The following is a 17,052-nucleotide window of genomic DNA, read 5'->3' as shown; positions in this document are numbered from 1 at the left end:
TAAATAAGCATTAGCGCAGCGCCGATGCAACAATATTACCGTCATTGAATAAACAATTTGCAATAGGAATAGACGTAGGCGGCACTGCGCTGAAATGTGGCGTGGTGGCGGAAGACGGAAGTCTGGTATACTGCTTTACGGAAGCGATAAAAAGAGAAAGCGGAGAAGCTGGTATCGTTGAACAAATCGCGGAGTGCATCACAAAGGCCGCCGCTGTGGTACAGGATAAGGGGGGGATTATATGCGGTACCGGTGTTGGTTTTCCGGGCATCGTTGAAGAGGACGTAGTGATCGGAGGTGCAGACAACCTGCCGGGATTTGAACAGCTACACCTTGGACGCCTGCTGCAGGAACGAACCGGCTACCGGACCCTGGTCGATAATGATGCCAATATGATGGGCATGGGGGAGTGGATCTATGGCGCGGCGAAGGGTTGCAGTGATATTGTTTTTTTAACCGTTGGTACCGGCATCGGCGGCGCGCTCGTCATCAATAACCAGCTATACGGCGGATACCGGAACCGGGGAACGGAACTGGGGCATATCATTATCCGGCAGGGGGGAATCGCCTGCTCCTGCGGGTCCAGGGGATGTTTTGAAGCCTATGCGTCAGTAGCGGCCTTGATCGGGCATTACCAATTACTAAAGCAGGATATGCCGGACACTGTAGACGGCAGGCATATCGTTGAAGGTTATTTTTTGCAGGAGGATGCAGCCGTTGCGGCTATGGCGTATCATTTTGATTATATGGCTACGGGCATTGCCGGATACATTAATATATTCAGTCCGCAAAAGGTAGTGATCGGCGGAGGAATCAGCGAGGCCGGTGATTTTTATATCCGCGAAATAGCGGCACGGGTAGCACAACTGGCCATGCCGGCTGCCAGTCAGCAAACAGCGCTGGCGGCGGCTACATTGGGAAACAAAGCCGGGCTGCAGGGCTGTGCGGCAAAGGTTTTTCAATCGCTTACAGGGTCAACACCACAATGATGTAGAACCATTCAACCCATTAACGGATGCAACAACGCAATAATTTTTTAGTAGGGGTGATCTTGCTGATCTGGTTTGTGATCTCCTTTGTAACCAATATACTGGGTCCCTTAATGCCCATTATTATTGAAACCTATGGGCTCAGTCTGACGATGGCTGCCTTCCTGCCCTTCTCCTTTTTCCTTGCTTATGGAATTATGTCGGTTCCTGCCGGAATGATGATTGAGCGGCTGGGAGAAAAGAAGTCGATGCTGATCGCTTTTGCGCTGAATTTTTTTGGTGCCCTGATCTTTGCGTTTAATCCGCAATACAGTATGGCGCTGGCTTCGCTCTTTATCATTGGCATCGGCATGGCCATGCTGCAGGTGATCATTAATCCATTGATGCGTACCGCCGGCGGCGAAGAAAATTTTGCCTTTTTTTCAGTGATGGGACAGCTGGTATTTGGCCTGGCCTCTTTTGTCAGTCCGTTTGTATTCACGTACCTGATGCAAGAGCTGGCTGCACAACCGGTAAGCAATCCGTTGGTAAGCATATTAGGAGGGCTGGTACGGAACGGGCTGCACTGGACGGCGCTCTACTGGCTGTTCAGCTTTATATTTTTGATCATGTTGATATTGCTGGCGCTGATAAAGATGCCGGTAGTGAAGTTAAAGGAAGATGAAAAAGCCGGAGCGGCTTCAGTATACCTGGAGCTGCTGGGAAAGCGCGATGTATGGCTGTTCTTCCTGGGTATCGTAGCATATGTAGGTACCGAGCAATCGCTTGCGAACTGGATGTCGGAATTTTTGAAACGTTATCACCATGTAGACCCTGCCGCCGGTGGCGCCAACGCCGTAGCCTGGTTCTGGGGATTGATGACCATCGGTTGTTTATTGGGAATGGTGGTGCTGAAGCTCTGGGATTCAAAAAAGGTACTGAAGGTGGCTTGTGTCCTGTCGGCGATCGTATTAACCGCGGCACTGCTGGGCAGCAGGGAGCTTTCGCTATGGGCCTTTCCGGCAGCAGGGTTTACCATTTCGGTGATGTTTTCCGTGGTATTCTCGCTGGCGCTGAATTCCATCAGCAGGCATCATGGCTCTTTTTCGGGAATTTTATGCTCGGGTATCTTTGGAGGAGCACTGGTGCCCTTTATTGTGGGCGCCCTCGGCGACCTGGTGGGGCTGCGCTATGCATTGCTATTTCTTTATATTACCCTGGGATACCTGTTCTTTATTGCAGCTTATGCAAAACCCCTGGTCAATAATAAAACGATGACCTTAAAGGAGATCTTTTCGCGAAAAAAGATGGGAATGGCATCCGGCGAACCGGATTGAGTGTTTGTTTTTTTAAACGGAGAATAAACAAATAGATATTTACACTGTCAAAGGTTGGATCCGATCATAAATCCATCCGGCAGACATAAAAAAGACGAATGAAAAAAAGAAGCATCGGCCTGTTACCGGTATTGTTTACGTTGAGTGCAGCAGCGCAGCCGGCACTGGAACCGGTTACCGGGAGAGTAAATATACAGGCAGACACAGCAGCTAAGGCGGATATCGTAGATGGCGAGTGGGTGGCGGTAGGCATTAACCGGCCCTACTCCATTCAAAAAGACGCCACACGCCGTTTTAACGGGAAGCCTTCCTTCCGCTTTGAGCTGAAAGGGGAAGATAACTCGCTGGAGGGGTACGAGGAGGGCAGTACCAAGGGCCGCGCGGAGCTTTCTTACTGTTATGCCACAGCGGATGATTTTAAAGGATTGCCGCCGGATGCCTATACGACAGAACAGGTATTGAAAATGGTATACGACAGGGGCAAGGGGCAGTGCAAACAAGGTTCTAAATGGACCTACACATTTTCGGTATATGTACCTTCTGGCCTGCCCTCGGATGTGAACACCATCTTTGCGCAATGGCATGGCATGCCTTCCCGCACCCTGGTGCAGGATCCTTCAGGAAAAATCATGCAGCTGACGCCGCAGCAATTCGTAAAATTGAACGACAGCGTGGTGTTTAATAAAGACCAGGGACATGATAAAATAAAAGCGGTTGATAAAAATGGAAAGGAAGTTTTTAAGGCCGGCAGAAAAAATGGCTGGAAGATTGAACAGGGCGGATATCCGCCACTGGCTTTTGGCTTTTCCAATAATATGTTTTATATAAAGGCCAACTCCGATAGTAAATGGATGACGGATAAAACTGACCGGACGCTGGCCAACCCGGCTAAAGATGCCACGATGGTACCGGTACGATCTGCATACAAAACGTCGACCATAGCGTACAAAAGCGCTTTTGATACATTTCCCAGGGATACCTGGGTAACGTTTACGGTGGCGATCGACTGGTCGGTATATGGCGGGCCCAATAATAAAATGGAACAGCCCGGCAGGCTGGATGTGAAAATGCAGTATCAAAAAGATAAAAAGAAGGTGAACGAGCATATTGTAAATAATCAACCCATTGCCATCGGAAGAAATGATGAAAGCGGTTATTATTTTAAATTCGGTATCTACCGTGTCGGCAGCAGCACCGTACCAGTGGCGTATAACCTGGCAGGGTATCGGCAGCAACAACGGTAAGGCGAGAAGCCGTTCCGTGAATGGGCTTACCGGCACCAAATACTATTATAACTTTGTCATTTAAAAAAAAAGAATGAAACGACTAAGCATGTTGACCCGTATGAAAGAAAAAATAATGATAGCCTTGTTGATGGTACTGGTTGCCGGTACCATGCATGCCCAGCGTCCGAATATCGTATTGATCATTTCCGATGATCATGCGTTCCAGGCCATCAGTGCCTATGGCAATAAACAGATCCAAACACCGGGTATTGACCGGCTGGCAAAGGAAGGTGCACTGTTCAGCAACGCCTATGTAACCAATTCCCTTTGCGGACCCAGCCGGGCCAGCATTCTTACCGGCACCTATAGTCATGTTAACGGTTTTAAAGACAATGTGAATTTTAACTTTAATTTCAACCAGGGCAGTTTTGCCAAGATATTGCAGGGTGCAGGATATCAAACCGCCTGGATCGGTAAAATGCACCTGGGCGACAGTATTCCCCAGGGATTGGATTATTACAGCATCCTGCCCGGACAGGGACAGTATTATAACCCGGATTTTATCCAAACCGGCAATAAGACCCGCCGGTACAACGGTTATGTGACCGATGTGATCACCGATGTGGCAGAAGACTGGCTGGAACACCGGGATGCTTCCAAACCTTTTTGCCTGGTGATCGGGCATAAAGCCACACATCGTACCTGGATGCCGGCGCTGGAAGACCTGGGCTGTTATGACAATATTGACTTTCCCTTGCCGGAAGATTTTTATGATGACTATAGCACTAGGAAAGCGGCTGCTGTACAGGACATGACCATTGCCAAAACCATGCGCATGATGCATGATCTGAAAATATATGAACCCGGCGATTCACTGGCGATAGAAAACAGTGTAAAACGGATGACAAAAGAGCAAAAGCAAAAATGGTTTGCCTATTATGCCAGGGTGAAAGCCGACCTGGATGCCAAGGCACCGAAAGGAAAGGCGCTCACTGAATGGAAATACCAGCGTTACATGAAAGATTATCTTGCAACAGCGGCATCGCTCGACCGGAATATCAGCAAGACCCTGGATTTCCTGGACAAGAATGGTTTGTCGAAGAATACCCTGGTAATTTATATGTCGGACCAAGGCTTTTATATGGGCGAGCATGGATGGTTTGATAAGCGGTTTATGTACGAAGAATCCTTCCGCACGCCCATGGTAATGCGGTATCCGGGCGTGATCAAACCAAGGCGGGTGATCAACGATTATGTAATGAATATCGACCTGGCACCTACGTTTGTTGAAATGGCCGGTGCCCGTGTTCCGGAACGCATGCAGGGTATTTCCTTTTTACCATTGCTGAAAAATAAAAAATATGCTTCCCGCAATGCGCTTTATTATCACTATTATGAGAATGGGGAACATGCCGTATCGCCGCATTTTGGTATTAAAACGAAGCGGTATAAACTGATCCGTTTCTATGATAAGGTAGAAAGCTGGGAGTTATTCGACCTGCAGCAGGATCCGCACGAGTTGAAGAACGTGTATGATGATCCGGCGATGGCGCCTGTGGTGGCCTCGCTTAAAAAAGAATTGCTGGAACAGATCCGCAACTATAACGATGTGGAAGCGGAGGCTATTTTTAATAAGTGATCAATAGGGCTCGATCAGCGTTGTTCGGCAGGAAGGGGTTTCAAAAGACAGGTATGCAGGAATAGAACCCAAAGTATTCCGATACACCGGAACAGGATCACATAGCTGCCAATGACAGATATACTATTGTTTTGAGAATAATCGATCTTTCTTTTGTCATGCCGAGTTCTTTATTTGTGAGCATAAATCGATGAGGCAATGACAAAATACCCATTCGTCACCTTGAGCGAAGCCGAAAGGTCTCTTCATTGTCAGGCAATCCGGTATCACAGAGAAGCCTCTACTACTCCCGCTATTGTGGGATGCGCTCGGCATGACGAAACTATAATTGATTTTCAATAAACAATACAATCTGTCATTGGCAACTTGTTTCGGCATCTGTGTTATGATTCCCTCAGATGCTGAAACAAGTTCATGAGGACTATAAGCCGGTATTGTCATAGCTCTATTGTTTTTGCAATGTAAATCAAAACTCAGGGTGATACGGCAAAAAAGTAACATGGCCTCATTGGCGTTGAACGTACACATAAAAAAACAGGTAATAAATATCCCTGCCGGCTTTGGCAGGAATCGGAATTTTTCAATCGGGTTATATGAATAAAAATATAAAAACGGTTTTTGCTTTACTGATAGCGGTATCCGCTTACGGACCGTTGCAGGCACAACCCAAAGAAACGGCAGCTACAAAGGTCATCACGGGGCAATATGGTTTTGAAACTGGTATTGAACAGGAGGGATGGAAGGCCCAAAACAGCCGTTTGTCTTTTTCAACGGCGCATTACAAAGAAGGAGGGCGTTCACTTTGCTGGACCTGGGGAAGAAATGCATCGCTGGAAATTACCGGCCTTAAAGGATTGAAGGAAGCCGGAGCATTTTATTCCGGCGGGATCCCGGAAATTTATGAACCTTCGTTCTATCCGAAGGACCGCTTCGGAGGTATGAAGGTCTGGCTGTACCAGGAGCAGCCGGTAAAGGGACAGCTCGTTTTTCAGGCGGGGAGCAGCCAGGAAGCGGCACGTCAGTCGCCCAAATATCGTTTTACAGTAAATATGGATTTTACCGGCTGGCGAACGGTATGGGTTTGTTTCGATGAAGATGCCAAAGTGCCGGATTATAAAGGCAGCGATGACCTGCAGGCCCTGGTCGTTATTCCCAAAAATGTACCTCAACAGGAAAGTAAACTGTTTATAGATCACCTGACCCTGCTCCGCTTTGTGTCCAATAAACGCAGCTCCGATGTTCAGTTTGAAAATAAAAAACGCAACCTGCGTTCTGCAGACGGATATGAGATCCTGAAACCCTACCGGGCTTTTCAGGAGGCGCTCTTCAGGCAGAAAGCAGATAAAGCCGCCCTGGCGGAGACAAGCCAAAAAATTGCGGCCCGACTGGAGTTCCTGATCCTTGGGGACCAGACCACCGACTGGAAGGAGCGGAATACAGGTATTGAAACGCTGCTGCAGGGGAAATTAAAAGCCGCCCGGAATCTTTATGATCAGCTCAAAATAAAACGGGTGAACGGTGCGGTAAACGGCGTTCCGCTATTTGCCATACGGGATGAGCATCCCGCACCGGAAGGACAGGTATTTGACAACGTGGCGCAGAACCTGTTGTTCCCGCTGGCGGCCGATTACCGGTTAAACGGAACGGAGCAATCGAAAGAGCAGCTGCTGAATGCACTGGATTATTTCCTGGACCAGGGCTGGGCGGCGGGAAGTGCCATCGGTACAGTGGATCATGTAATCCGGCTTACACCAATCGCCACGGCCATTTTCCTGATGCGGGATGAACTAAAAACACAAAATAAATTAATGCCGCAGGTAAACATGCTCATCTGGCATACCCGTATGGGAGGCTTGCTGGAACTGGATGCCACCCGGGGCGAAAATTCCGACAAGGTACGGGGTGGCGCTATGGTAAAGCTGATCACCATCCTGCTGATGGAGAATGATGCACCGAAGCAACAACTATTGCAGCAGTTTAAGGCGTATATGAATTATGTGGCAGGCTTTGCACCGGGATACAGCGATACCTTTAAACCGGATTATTCGATTTATCATCACCGTGGCACCTACCTGAACGCATACGGTACCAATGCCGTAAATACAATGGCATTGATCCACTGGCTGCTGGATGGTACATCTTATGCTATGGATGCGGCATCTACCCGTAACCTTACGGCTGCCTTAAAACAACAGGCAGCGATTGCCTATGGCGTGCAGATCCATTATGGGGTGAGTGGCCGCTTTCCGCTGAACAACAGTTCCATTGATGGAAATAGTATGCCGGCCTTTGCCTATATGAGCATGAGCGGCGACAGCATCCGCGATCCCGAACTGGCGGCATTGTATAATTACATTTATGCAATTGCAAAACCAGACGAGATCAATAAAATGTTGCTGCCGGCGCTCACCTATTCCGGCACCTATGGTACGCTTAACCTGATGGTGCGGTTGCATCGTAAAATGGGAGCTGCCCGGCAGATACCTGCAGATGGCGTAACGGTAATGCCTTACTCCGGTTTACTGACCTACCGGCGCGGTAATGCCTTTGCTACCGTAAAAGGCTATAACAAATATATATGGGACTATGAAGGCGGAAAAGGCGAAAACAATATGGGCCGCTATCTGAGTCACGGAATGCTGATAACTGCCCAGGGTGACGAGAAAGAAGGTTTTGATAGCATGGGGATGGCGCTGAACGAGGGGTTCGACTGGTCGATGCTGCCAGGAGCTACTACCAAGAAGCTGCCGGCAGATAAAATGTTGTACGATCCTCAGGCCGATCAGAAATATGTGGAAGGCAAGCACCGGAATTTTTCAGAGAGCGTGATAGCCAGCGGGCTCAAACAAGGACTCAACGGTCTTTTTGCACTGGACCTGAGGGATGATGTGTTCCCGGATGCAGACCGGTCTTTATTCGATCATAGTTTCCGCGCGAAGAAAACGTATTTTTTTATTGACGATGAGATCATCTGCCTGGGTTCCAATATAAGCAACAAGGACCACCGGTATGCAACCGTAACCACCCTGTTCCAGTATCGTGCGGGTGACAAGCATCTCAATTATTTTAATGGTAAGGTCATCACCTCCCAACCGGTACAAACGGCGGATGGCGGCTATTTTACAGATCAGAATGGGTTGCACTACATTATCCCCAAGGGTCAACGGGCCAGCTGGGTACAGGGCACGCAGCAATCATACCAATGGAAGAATGCCAGCTATACGCCCATAGAAGGTACCTACCTGAAGGCCTGGCTGGATCACGGGGCACAACCGGTCGCGGGTGGTTATGAATATGAAATACTGCTGCATGGCCAAGAACCGGAGCGTTACCTGCAAACCAAGACCTACACGGTATTACAAAAAGATCATGCGGCGCACAGCATTCGGCATAAGGCTTCGGGCATTACAGCTTATGCAGTGTTTGAACCCAACGGGCTGTTAAAGGGCGGCCTGCTGTTAAAAACGGATGCACCGCTATTGGTACAGGTCAAAGAAACGAATAGCCGGTTGTTGCTTACCGTTGCAGGCCCGGATATTGGCCAGAGCCGATGGAATCATAATATGTCGCATATGCCGGACAGTATTACCAACGCCTGGGCAAAGGGACGGGTGATTACGCTGACACTGAAGGGAGCATGGTATGGAACAGAACCTGTAAGCGCGCTGGTGTCTTCGACCGTTAAGAACGGCAATACGATCCTTTCGGTATTTTGCAAGGATGGCGAAAGCATCGATCTGCCGTTGCAGCACCGGGGAGCTGGTACAGCGGAGGAAGAATGATGGATCGCGTATGGACGTAAAAAAACAAATACCAAATAGCAAAAAACAAAGAATAAATAATGTAAACGTCATGTATAAGCAATTCTTATTTACAATGTTGATCCTTTGCGCGGGCCTTGCCGTTCTGGCGCAACCGGCACCGCGTCCCAATATCCTCATCATTATGACGGATCAGCAAACCGCTGAGGCTATGAGCAACGCGGGCAACAGGGATCTGTATACACCGGCGATGGACCAGTTGGCCGCCAATGGGGTACGGTTTACAAGAGCATATTGTGCACAGCCCTTATGTACGCCTTCCCGTAGCGCTATCTTTAGTGGAAAAATGCCTTTTGAAACCGGCTTTATAGGGAATGCTCCGGAAAAAGACGGTCAATGGCCGGATAGCCTGCTGATGATGGGCCGGATCTTTAAAGGTGGCGGATACAAAACAGGATATGTAGGCAAATGGCATTTACCGGTGCCGGCAGAAAAAATCAGTCAGCATGGCTTTGATTTTATTAAGAATACAACATTCCAGGATTATAATGATGCGGCTACGCCTTCCTATTGTGCACGGTTCATAAAGGAAAATAAAGACCAGCCTTTTTTGCTGGTAGCCTCTTTTTTGAACCCGCACGATATTTGCGAATGGGCCCGGGGCGATGCCTTAAAGATGGATGTACTTGCAGCGGCGCCACCTCCATCCCAATGCCCGCAACTGCCCGCTAACTGGGCCATTCCTGCCAATGAGCCCCGGATCGTACGGGAACAGCAGTCGTCCAATATACGCACCTATCCTTCTGTGAACTGGACAGGAGATCAGTGGCGGCAATACCGCTGGGCCTATAACCGGCTGGTGGAGAAAGTAGACCAGTATATTGCAATGGTGGTGGCTTCCCTGAAAAAATACGGTGTAGATAAGAATACCATCATCCTGTTTACCGCCGATCATGGTGATGGCTATGCAGCGCATTCCTGGAACCAGAAACAGATCCTGTATGAAGAATCGGCCCGGGTCCCTTTTATCCTTTCAAAACCGGGAAGTTGGAAACCCCGGACCGATGCGGCACTGGTATGCAATGGTACGGATATCATTCCAACGATCTGCGGGCTTACCGGTGTGCCGGCTCCGGCTTACCTGAAAGGAGCGGATCTTAGCAAACGCCTGAATGACCCAACTACCGTGCCTAGAGACACGCTGGTGATTGAAACGGATTTTGCGGATAATGAAACATTGCTGGGCATCAGCGGAAGAGCGGTGATCACAAAGGATTTTAAATACATTATATATAACAAAGGGCAGATCCGGGAGCAATTGTTTGATCTTAGTAAGGACCCGGGCGAAATGGATAACCTGGCCATAAAGCCGCAATACAAAAAGCAGTTGCAGCAGATGAACCGATACCTGAGGACCTGGTGTAAAATGAGCGGGGATCCTTTTGGAAAAGAGCTGTTAGGCTTATAAAACCTAACAGGTTTGCGCATTCGACTGCAGCAACATTGGTGTGGAAAAAACCCGGCTGGCACAGCCCAGCAGGCATGCTTCGTTTTCCATTTGTGAATGAACGATCATCGCATTACTGAAGGTATCCGGCATTGCGCGCCCGGCCACCCGCCGGCTGATTTCCTGTGCATAAAAGCTGTCTGCACCAGAAACACCTCCGCCGATGATCAGTTTTTGGGGACTGAAAATATTGATCAGGCTGGTGACACCGATGGACATATAATGCAGGTGTTGTTCCATTACTTCCACTGCTGCGGCTTCACCCGAAAGATAATGATGGGTAATCATCCGCCCGTTTAAACCGGAGGACGCTTTACCCGTCAGCTTCGCATAATCCCGGATTAGAGCTTTTATAGAAGCATAGGCCTCAAAACAGCCGCGGCTGCCACAGGAACAGAGCGGCCCGTCGAAATTGATGATGATATGCCCAAATTCCATTCCTTTGTTCCTGTAACCGCCATATAGCTTGTTATTGATCACGGCACTGCCGCCGATACCAGCTCCCACAGTGAGGAATACCGCATCGGAGCAGTTTTTCCCTGCCCCGAACTGGATCTCCCCCCAGGCCATCATATTGGCATCATTATCTACCACCACATTCAACCCGGTTGATGCAGCAATCAACGCCCCCAGGTCTACATGATGAAACCCCGGCAGGTTATCGGCACCTCCCAGGATCACATTGTTTTCCACAATCCCCGGGAAGCCTACACCCACGCCCAGGATCTGGCCTCCCGCAGCGCCGGCACATTTGCGCACGGCAGCATTAATAAGTGCAATGATTTCGCCTTCCGACAAAATATCCCTGGAAGGCATTTTAAACGAATAAAGGATCTCACCTTTCAGGTTGACCAGGCCGCATCTCACATAGGTGCTGCCCACATCAATGGCGATTGCATACATCTTTACCAGCTTTTCTGTTTATGAATTTCCGGAACCCCATGGCCTCGTTTCTTTCTCAAAATAACAGCATGCAATAAAAAGACGGTTTCAAAAATGGATTTATTTCTTTAGAAATGGGAGATTTTGGCCGGTTATGACTCGGTCTGTTTTTTCGATATGTATTCCGTAGGCAAACATCCGTAATATTGCTTGAATGATGTTGAGAAATAAGACAGGGAACTGAAGCCCGACATATAAGCGACCTCTGTAACGGAGTATTCCTTACTTTCTAAAAGGGCAGCCGCTTTTTTGAACTTAATACGTTTGATAAAATCGGTGGTGGACTCACCGGTTATGGCTTTTAACTTCAGATAAAGACTGGAGCGGCTCATGCCGATGCTCCGGCTGAACTTGAGCACGGAAAATTCCGGATCGCTGAGGCTTTCCTCAACGATGGTGATGGCCTTGCGCAGAAAATCTTCATCAAGGGTGTTGAGCGCAATGTTTTCCGGAACAATTTCGGTTGCCGAGGAATAGTATTCCTTTAGTCGCCGCCTGGACCGGAGGATATTCTGCACTTTTGCATCCAGCACCGGAAGCGAAAAGGGCTTGGTTACATAATCGTCAGCGCCTGCCTCCAGGCCTTTTACCTGGTTGGTAGGTTCGCTTTTAGCGGTTAACAAAATTACAGGAATGTGGCAGGTGATGATGTTTTGCTTAATCTTTTTACAAAACTGGATACCGTCTGTTTCCGGCATCATCACGTCACAGATAATCATATCCGGGGCCTGCGCTTCCACCCGTTGCAGGGCTTCCTGTCCGTTGTAAGCCGTTACCACCGTAAAATGATTTCCAAAATAACCGGCCAGGTAATCCACGATCTGCTCATTATCGTCTACAATGAGCAGCTGTTGCTCATGGGCAACAGCTGCTACGGGAATTGCTGCTTCTTTATCGTCTTGCACCGCTGTGGTAAGATTATCCAGCAGCAAGGTATAATGATTTTCTGTGTTGAATGCTTCAGCCTGGTAGGCATCACGGTTTGCGGGCAGTTGAACCGTAAAAATCGTGCCTTTATCCGGTACGCTTTCTATAGAAATGGTACCCTGGTGTAATTCGACCAAACTTTTGGCAAAAGCCAGCCCTACACCAGAGCCCCAGTTGGCGTCAGAATGGTTCACCTGGTAAAACCGCTGAAAGACCCGTTCATGGTCTGCAGATGCAATGCCCACGCCGGTATCGCTTACGGTAATCAGCATCTGTTCGTTCCGGTGTTCAAAGCTCAGTTCCACCGTGTCTTCCGGGTGCGTGTACTTGAACGCATTTGATAAAAGGTTGTTGCAGATCTTTTCCACAGCATCCCTGTCGAAGTAGCAGGAAAATTCCGACCGGTTTGCTTTGAAATAGTATTTAATATTTTTTTGCCGGGAAAGCTCAAGAAAGGAGGAGTAGATTTCCCGCATAAAAGAAACGATATCGCCCTGTGTTAATTCCAGCTTTTTCAAACCGTTTTCGGTTTTCCGGAAGTCCATCAGCTGATCTACCAGCTGGTAGAGCCGTTTGGCGTTGCCCAGCATGCGCTCATGGTATTTCCGCAGTTTCTTTTCAGGAACAGGTTTGGCCATCATTTCTTCCAGCGGTGCAATAATAAGCGTAAGCGGCGTTTTAAATTCATGCGAGATATTCGTAAAGAAATCCATCTTCATCTGGTTCAGGTATTCGGCTTTCTCCCGGTCATTACGCTCTTTTTTCAACGCCGTTTTTGCTTTTATACGTTCATTAATGACGCGGTAGGCGATATAAGCGATGACGCCCAGAACTGCCGCAAGCAATAAATAGAAGCCATTGCTCCGCCACCAGGGAGGTAACACCCGGATCTGCAGGGTTCGCACGGGACTTTTCTCGCCAACAGGGCCGGTTGCCTGCACTTCAAGGGTGTAATCACCGGGCTTTAGATTGGTGTACATAGCCTTGGGAATATTGTCGCATACCTGCCAGTTATTGTCAAAACCCTTTAGCCGGTAATGATATTGAATGCTTCCGGGAGCGATATAATTGAAGGTGCTGAAATAAACGGTGAATTGTTTGTACTCATGAGACAGGCGCAGACTATTGGTTTCACTGATGGAATGATTCAATACCTTGTAGCTGCTTCCGGGGGTTACATGGGTATTAAAAATATCCAGTCCTGTAAAGGTAACACGAAGATCAAAGGGCTTGAGCTGGATGGATTGCGGGTAAAAATAAATAAGCCCGTTCAGCCCACCGAAGAGAACCAGGCCGTCGCTGGCTTTGCAAAATGCAGGAAGGCTGAGTTGCATATTGCCCATGCCGGTTTGGTTATTAAAGACCTGGAGTTTATTGAAGGCGTCGTACAATTTGATCAGTCCCTTGCTGGTTGAGACCCAAACCCCGCCCTGGTCATCGGACTGAACGCCGAATATGGCACCTTCGATCGTATGGTCGGCACCGGTATAGGCAATAAATCGCTGCTGCCGTTCGTCAAAAAAATTCAGGCCGTCGCGGGTGCCTACCCAAATGCGGCCTTGCTGATCCTCTGCGATGCAGTTCACCAATTCATTGGAAAGGGTGGTGCCCGCAAATACATTAAGGCGGCTAAGGTCCGGGCTCAGTGCGTTCATGCCATTAATAGTACCGATCCAGATCCGCCCTTTCCGGTCCTGCAGCAGGGAAGTGATACCTTCGGAGCTGAGTTGCTTTCCCGACGGGTCTTTATCAAAACGAATAAACCGCTGTTGTACCTGGTCAAAGCGGCTGAGCCCGACGCGGGTGCCCACCCAGATCCGGTTCTGCTGGTCGCGGAGCAGTGCATGCACCATATCACTGTTAACAGAAAAAGGATCTGACGGATCGTGCATATATTTTTTTACGGCGCCTGTTTTTTTGTTCACGATATTCAAACCTGCATTAAAAGTGCCGATCAGGGCGTTGCCATCCGGATCAAAAGCGATGGCCTTGATATTATTGGAGCTGATGCTGTTGGCATTGGCTTCTGTATGCGACAGGTAGGAGAGCTGGTTGGTTTTCCGGTTCCAGATATTGATCCCTTTATCATTGGTGCCGATCCAGATGTGCTGAGCCGGATCTTCCTTGATCACATTCACCACCTGGTCGTTTAACAATACGCTTCCGGTGGTTTGACTAAGAATATTAAAGCGGATATCATCTTTGTGATAATAGTTCAGTCCACCAAAAAAAGTGCCCAGCCACATACCGTTCTGCCGGTCTTTGAAAATGCAGCGAACGGAATTCTGGCTAAGGGTCAGATGCCGGTTGGATTGATGATCAAAATTGCTGAAACTGGCCGTTCGGGTATCCAGAATCGAAAGGCCTCTGAATGTACCGATCCAGAGATGTCCCATCTCATCCCAGGCAAGGCTCCGGATATCATCATCGATGAGGCTGTTGGCTGTTTGAGACTGGTGAACGTAGTTGGTAACCTGATCATTTTTGAGATCCAGGCAAAACAGGCCGCTGTTCTCGGAGCCCATCCACAGTAATTGCCCTTGCGGCAGCAGCGCATTAATACGCGCATTGACCTGTGCCGGTTGCCGTTGCCTTGCGGTTTGTGTACCAGGATCGAGGTCATAGACCCCCTTATCCGTAGCCAGGAATAAATGGCTGCCGATAAAAAGCAATTGCTGGATGGTATGGATGGGCGTACCGCTCACTTTATAGGGAAACGGTACAAAGCGGTTGCCTGCAGCATCGAGATAATAGAGCTCTCCGGTATTGGCAGCAATCCATAAGCGGTTGTTTTGATCAGCTGTGATGCCGGAGACAAACCATTCGCCCGGTTTTACGGGCAGCGGATAATTGTCGAACCGCTCTTTTTTATAGTTGTAGCAGCTCACTCCCTTGTTGCCTCCAACCCACAGCATACCCCGATGGTCGGTATACAGGCTCCTGATATAACTGGAAAAAAGACTGCTACCATCTTTTTTACTGGGCCGGAACACGGTAAAGGCTTTCCCGTCGTAGCGGTTCAGTCCATCCTGTGTGCCCACCCAGATAAAGCCCTGCTGATCCTGTTGCACAACAAATACCGTGCTTTGCGACAATCCCTGGTCAACAGAAATGGTTCTGAAGTACCTGTTTTCAGCGATTGATTTTAGGGGTTGTCCTGGGGAGAAGTGGTAGATCTGTAAGCAATAGAATAGTATCCAAAAACCCTTTCCTTTCATTGGCGGCAATTTAAGCAAAATAGCGCTTCGGCCCTTGTCCGGAGACCGCGAATAAATGCGAAAGGTTCGGAGAAGCAGAATATGCGTTTGATTATTTGGCTCGCTTTGAAAGAGTCTTTGAACGAAAGGTTTCACAACGGGAGCATATTGCATGTTCAAGTAAGCATGCAAAGTGCCTTAAGTGATGTAGTTTTTGAAAAATAAACTGTTCGGCTGTAGACGTCTATAAGCCGGGCCATTATCCGGTCCGTTGATTTGCTACAGTCGCATGCTTTAATCGCGCAAACAAAAAAAGAGCTGCGATTAAAGCACAACTCTTTGATTTTTAAGTGGTCCCACCTGGGCTCGAACCAGGGACCCTCTGATTATGAGTCAGATGCTCTAACCGGCTGAGCTATAGGACCAATGCTGTTTACAGCAATAATATTTTTAAAGAACCGAATGACAATGGCCAGACCCCGCAGAACCGGTTTCCTCCGGGGGAGGGCGAAATTAAACAAAATAATCATTCCGCAAGCAGAAAATCTGGTTTTCAACGAGAAAAGTTTTCAAAGAACAAGGGGGTATTAACCTAATTTTAACCCAAAGACAAGCTATATTTGCGCAACTTAAAATATTTATGAAGAAAATAGTTCTATTCCTGGTTGCCAGCTTTTTATTGGGCGGAGCATTGCATGCTCAGGTTGATACATCCATGGCCGCCGCCGTAGTGGCTGCAAATCCTCCCAAACCTAAAAAGAAGAAATATGATCTGTCCAAGAGGGCTAATGATCATTTCTTGCTTCAGCTGGGGTATACCAATTGGGCCAGCTTGCCGGATAGCATCAAAACAGGAAACCTGCCCCGGAGCATCAATGCGTATTTTATGCTCGACTTCCCTTTCAAAAGTAATCAGAAACTGAGTGCCGCCATCGGACTGGGTGTAGGATCCGATCATATGACCCTGGACAAAAATCTGAACTTTGTAAACGTAAAAGCCACCGGTACAAGGCTTCCGTTTAATGATACAACCCGCTTTGACGTTAAGAAAACAAAACTATCTACGGCTTATCTGGAGGCGCCTATAGAACTCCGTTTTGTATCTGACCCGGAACATAGCGACCGGAGTTTTAAAATGGCGCTGGGTGTGAAACTAGGCACCATGATCAAGGCCTCCACCCGTTCAAAAGTGTTACAGTCGGGCGGCGACTACCTCTTGAAAGAGTCCAGTAAACGTTATTTTAATACCACGAGGGTAGTGGGTACTGCCCGGGTGGGCGTTGGTCATTTTACCTTATTTGGAACCTATCAGTTTACCAAATTGCTGAAGGATGGTGCAGGTCCGGAAATAAAACCCTATACAATCGGCTTGAGTTTTGGCGGCCTGTAGGATTTTCAAATTTTTTGATGAGCGGATCCCGGCAGGATCCGCTTTTTTTATGGCATCAATGGCTGATTTTATTATCTTTCCGCACCCGTGTGGTTGTAGAAGCGCAGCTGTTTGTCCAAAGAACTGTAGTTTCAAAGTAACAAAAGATATTGCCATGT

The 17,052-nt window shown here is 48.3% G+C and carries 9 protein-coding genes and 1 tRNA gene; 7 read left to right on the top strand and 3 right to left on the bottom strand.

All coding sequences use genetic code 11. The features are described 5' to 3' along the window. Nucleotides 1-44 precede the first annotated feature (44 nt). The 6 genes from LL912_RS14645 to LL912_RS14620 all read left to right on the top strand — a co-directional run bounded on the left by LL912_RS14645 (nucleotide 45) and on the right by LL912_RS14620 (nucleotide 10,399). On the top strand, nucleotides 45-989 hold the full coding sequence (locus LL912_RS14645) for an ROK family protein (RefSeq protein WP_235554319.1): 945 nt from the start codon (nucleotides 45-47) through the stop codon (nucleotides 987-989). A gap of 26 nt (nucleotides 990-1,015) precedes the next feature. Next, nucleotides 1,016-2,305, top strand: coding sequence for an MFS transporter (locus LL912_RS14640; protein WP_235554318.1), 1,290 nt, complete (start codon nucleotides 1,016-1,018; stop codon nucleotides 2,303-2,305). A 98-nt stretch (nucleotides 2,306-2,403) separates the two neighbouring features. Beyond that, entirely contained in the window at nucleotides 2,404-3,549 is a 1,146-nt protein-coding gene (locus LL912_RS14635; protein ID WP_235554317.1) for a heparin lyase I family protein, read from the top strand. Nucleotides 3,550-3,622: 73 nt separating this feature from the next. After that, nucleotides 3,623-5,170, top strand: coding sequence for a sulfatase family protein (locus LL912_RS14630; RefSeq protein ID WP_235554316.1), 1,548 nt, complete (start codon nucleotides 3,623-3,625; stop codon nucleotides 5,168-5,170). 593 nt (nucleotides 5,171-5,763) lie between these two features. After that, the gene (locus LL912_RS14625) at nucleotides 5,764-8,952 is read left to right on the top strand and encodes a chondroitinase family polysaccharide lyase (protein ID WP_235554315.1); all 3,189 of its coding nucleotides are present in this window, start codon (nucleotides 5,764-5,766) and stop codon (nucleotides 8,950-8,952) included. 70 nt (nucleotides 8,953-9,022) lie between these two features. Next, nucleotides 9,023-10,399, top strand: a complete 1,377-nt coding sequence (locus LL912_RS14620) for a sulfatase family protein (protein ID WP_235554314.1) — start codon at nucleotides 9,023-9,025, stop codon at nucleotides 10,397-10,399. A gap of 3 nt (nucleotides 10,400-10,402) precedes the next feature. Here the strand turns inward: LL912_RS14620 and LL912_RS14615 are convergent, their stop codons facing one another. From LL912_RS14615 to LL912_RS14605, 3 genes are all read right to left on the bottom strand, one after another. Next, entirely contained in the window at nucleotides 10,403-11,341 is a 939-nt protein-coding gene (locus LL912_RS14615; protein ID WP_235554313.1) for an ROK family protein, read from the bottom strand. Nucleotides 11,342-11,472: 131 nt separating this feature from the next. Further along, nucleotides 11,473-15,525: a hybrid sensor histidine kinase/response regulator transcription factor gene (locus LL912_RS14610; protein WP_235554312.1), complete on the bottom strand. Its 4,053-nt coding sequence runs from the start codon at nucleotides 15,523-15,525 to the stop codon at nucleotides 11,473-11,475. Between the two features lie 330 nt (nucleotides 15,526-15,855). Next, a tRNA-Ile gene (locus LL912_RS14605) sits at nucleotides 15,856-15,929 on the bottom strand. Nucleotides 15,930-16,144: 215 nt separating this feature from the next. On the opposite strand from LL912_RS14605, the gene LL912_RS14600 reads away from it, so the two are divergent. Next, entirely contained in the window at nucleotides 16,145-16,894 is a 750-nt protein-coding gene (locus LL912_RS14600) for a hypothetical protein (protein WP_235554311.1), read from the top strand. Nucleotides 16,895-17,052 lie beyond the last annotated feature (158 nt).

The organism is Niabella agricola (assembly GCF_021538615.1).
Classification (GTDB): domain Bacteria; phylum Bacteroidota; class Bacteroidia; order Chitinophagales; family Chitinophagaceae; genus Niabella; species Niabella agricola.
This window is presented reverse-complemented; position numbering and strand designations above follow the sequence as displayed.

Excerpts from the sequence above, each read along its gene's own strand:
- LL912_RS14640 (WP_235554318.1), top strand. The coding sequence starts at position 1,016 with ATGCAACAACGCAATAATTTTTTAGTAGGGGTGATCTTGCTGATCTGG.
- LL912_RS14635 (WP_235554317.1), top strand. The coding sequence starts at position 2,404 with ATGAAAAAAAGAAGCATCGGCCTGTTACCGGTATTGTTTACGTTGAGT.
- LL912_RS14630 (WP_235554316.1), top strand. The coding sequence starts at position 3,623 with ATGAAACGACTAAGCATGTTGACCCGTATGAAAGAAAAAATAATGATA.
- LL912_RS14625 (WP_235554315.1), top strand. The coding sequence starts at position 5,764 with ATGAATAAAAATATAAAAACGGTTTTTGCTTTACTGATAGCGGTATCC.
- LL912_RS14620 (WP_235554314.1), top strand. The coding sequence starts at position 9,023 with ATGTATAAGCAATTCTTATTTACAATGTTGATCCTTTGCGCGGGCCTT.
- LL912_RS14615 (WP_235554313.1), bottom strand. The coding sequence starts at position 11,341 with ATGTATGCAATCGCCATTGATGTGGGCAGCACCTATGTGAGATGCGGC.
- LL912_RS14610 (WP_235554312.1), bottom strand. The coding sequence starts at position 15,525 with ATGAAAGGAAAGGGTTTTTGGATACTATTCTATTGCTTACAGATCTAC.
- LL912_RS14600 (WP_235554311.1), top strand. The coding sequence starts at position 16,145 with ATGAAGAAAATAGTTCTATTCCTGGTTGCCAGCTTTTTATTGGGCGGA.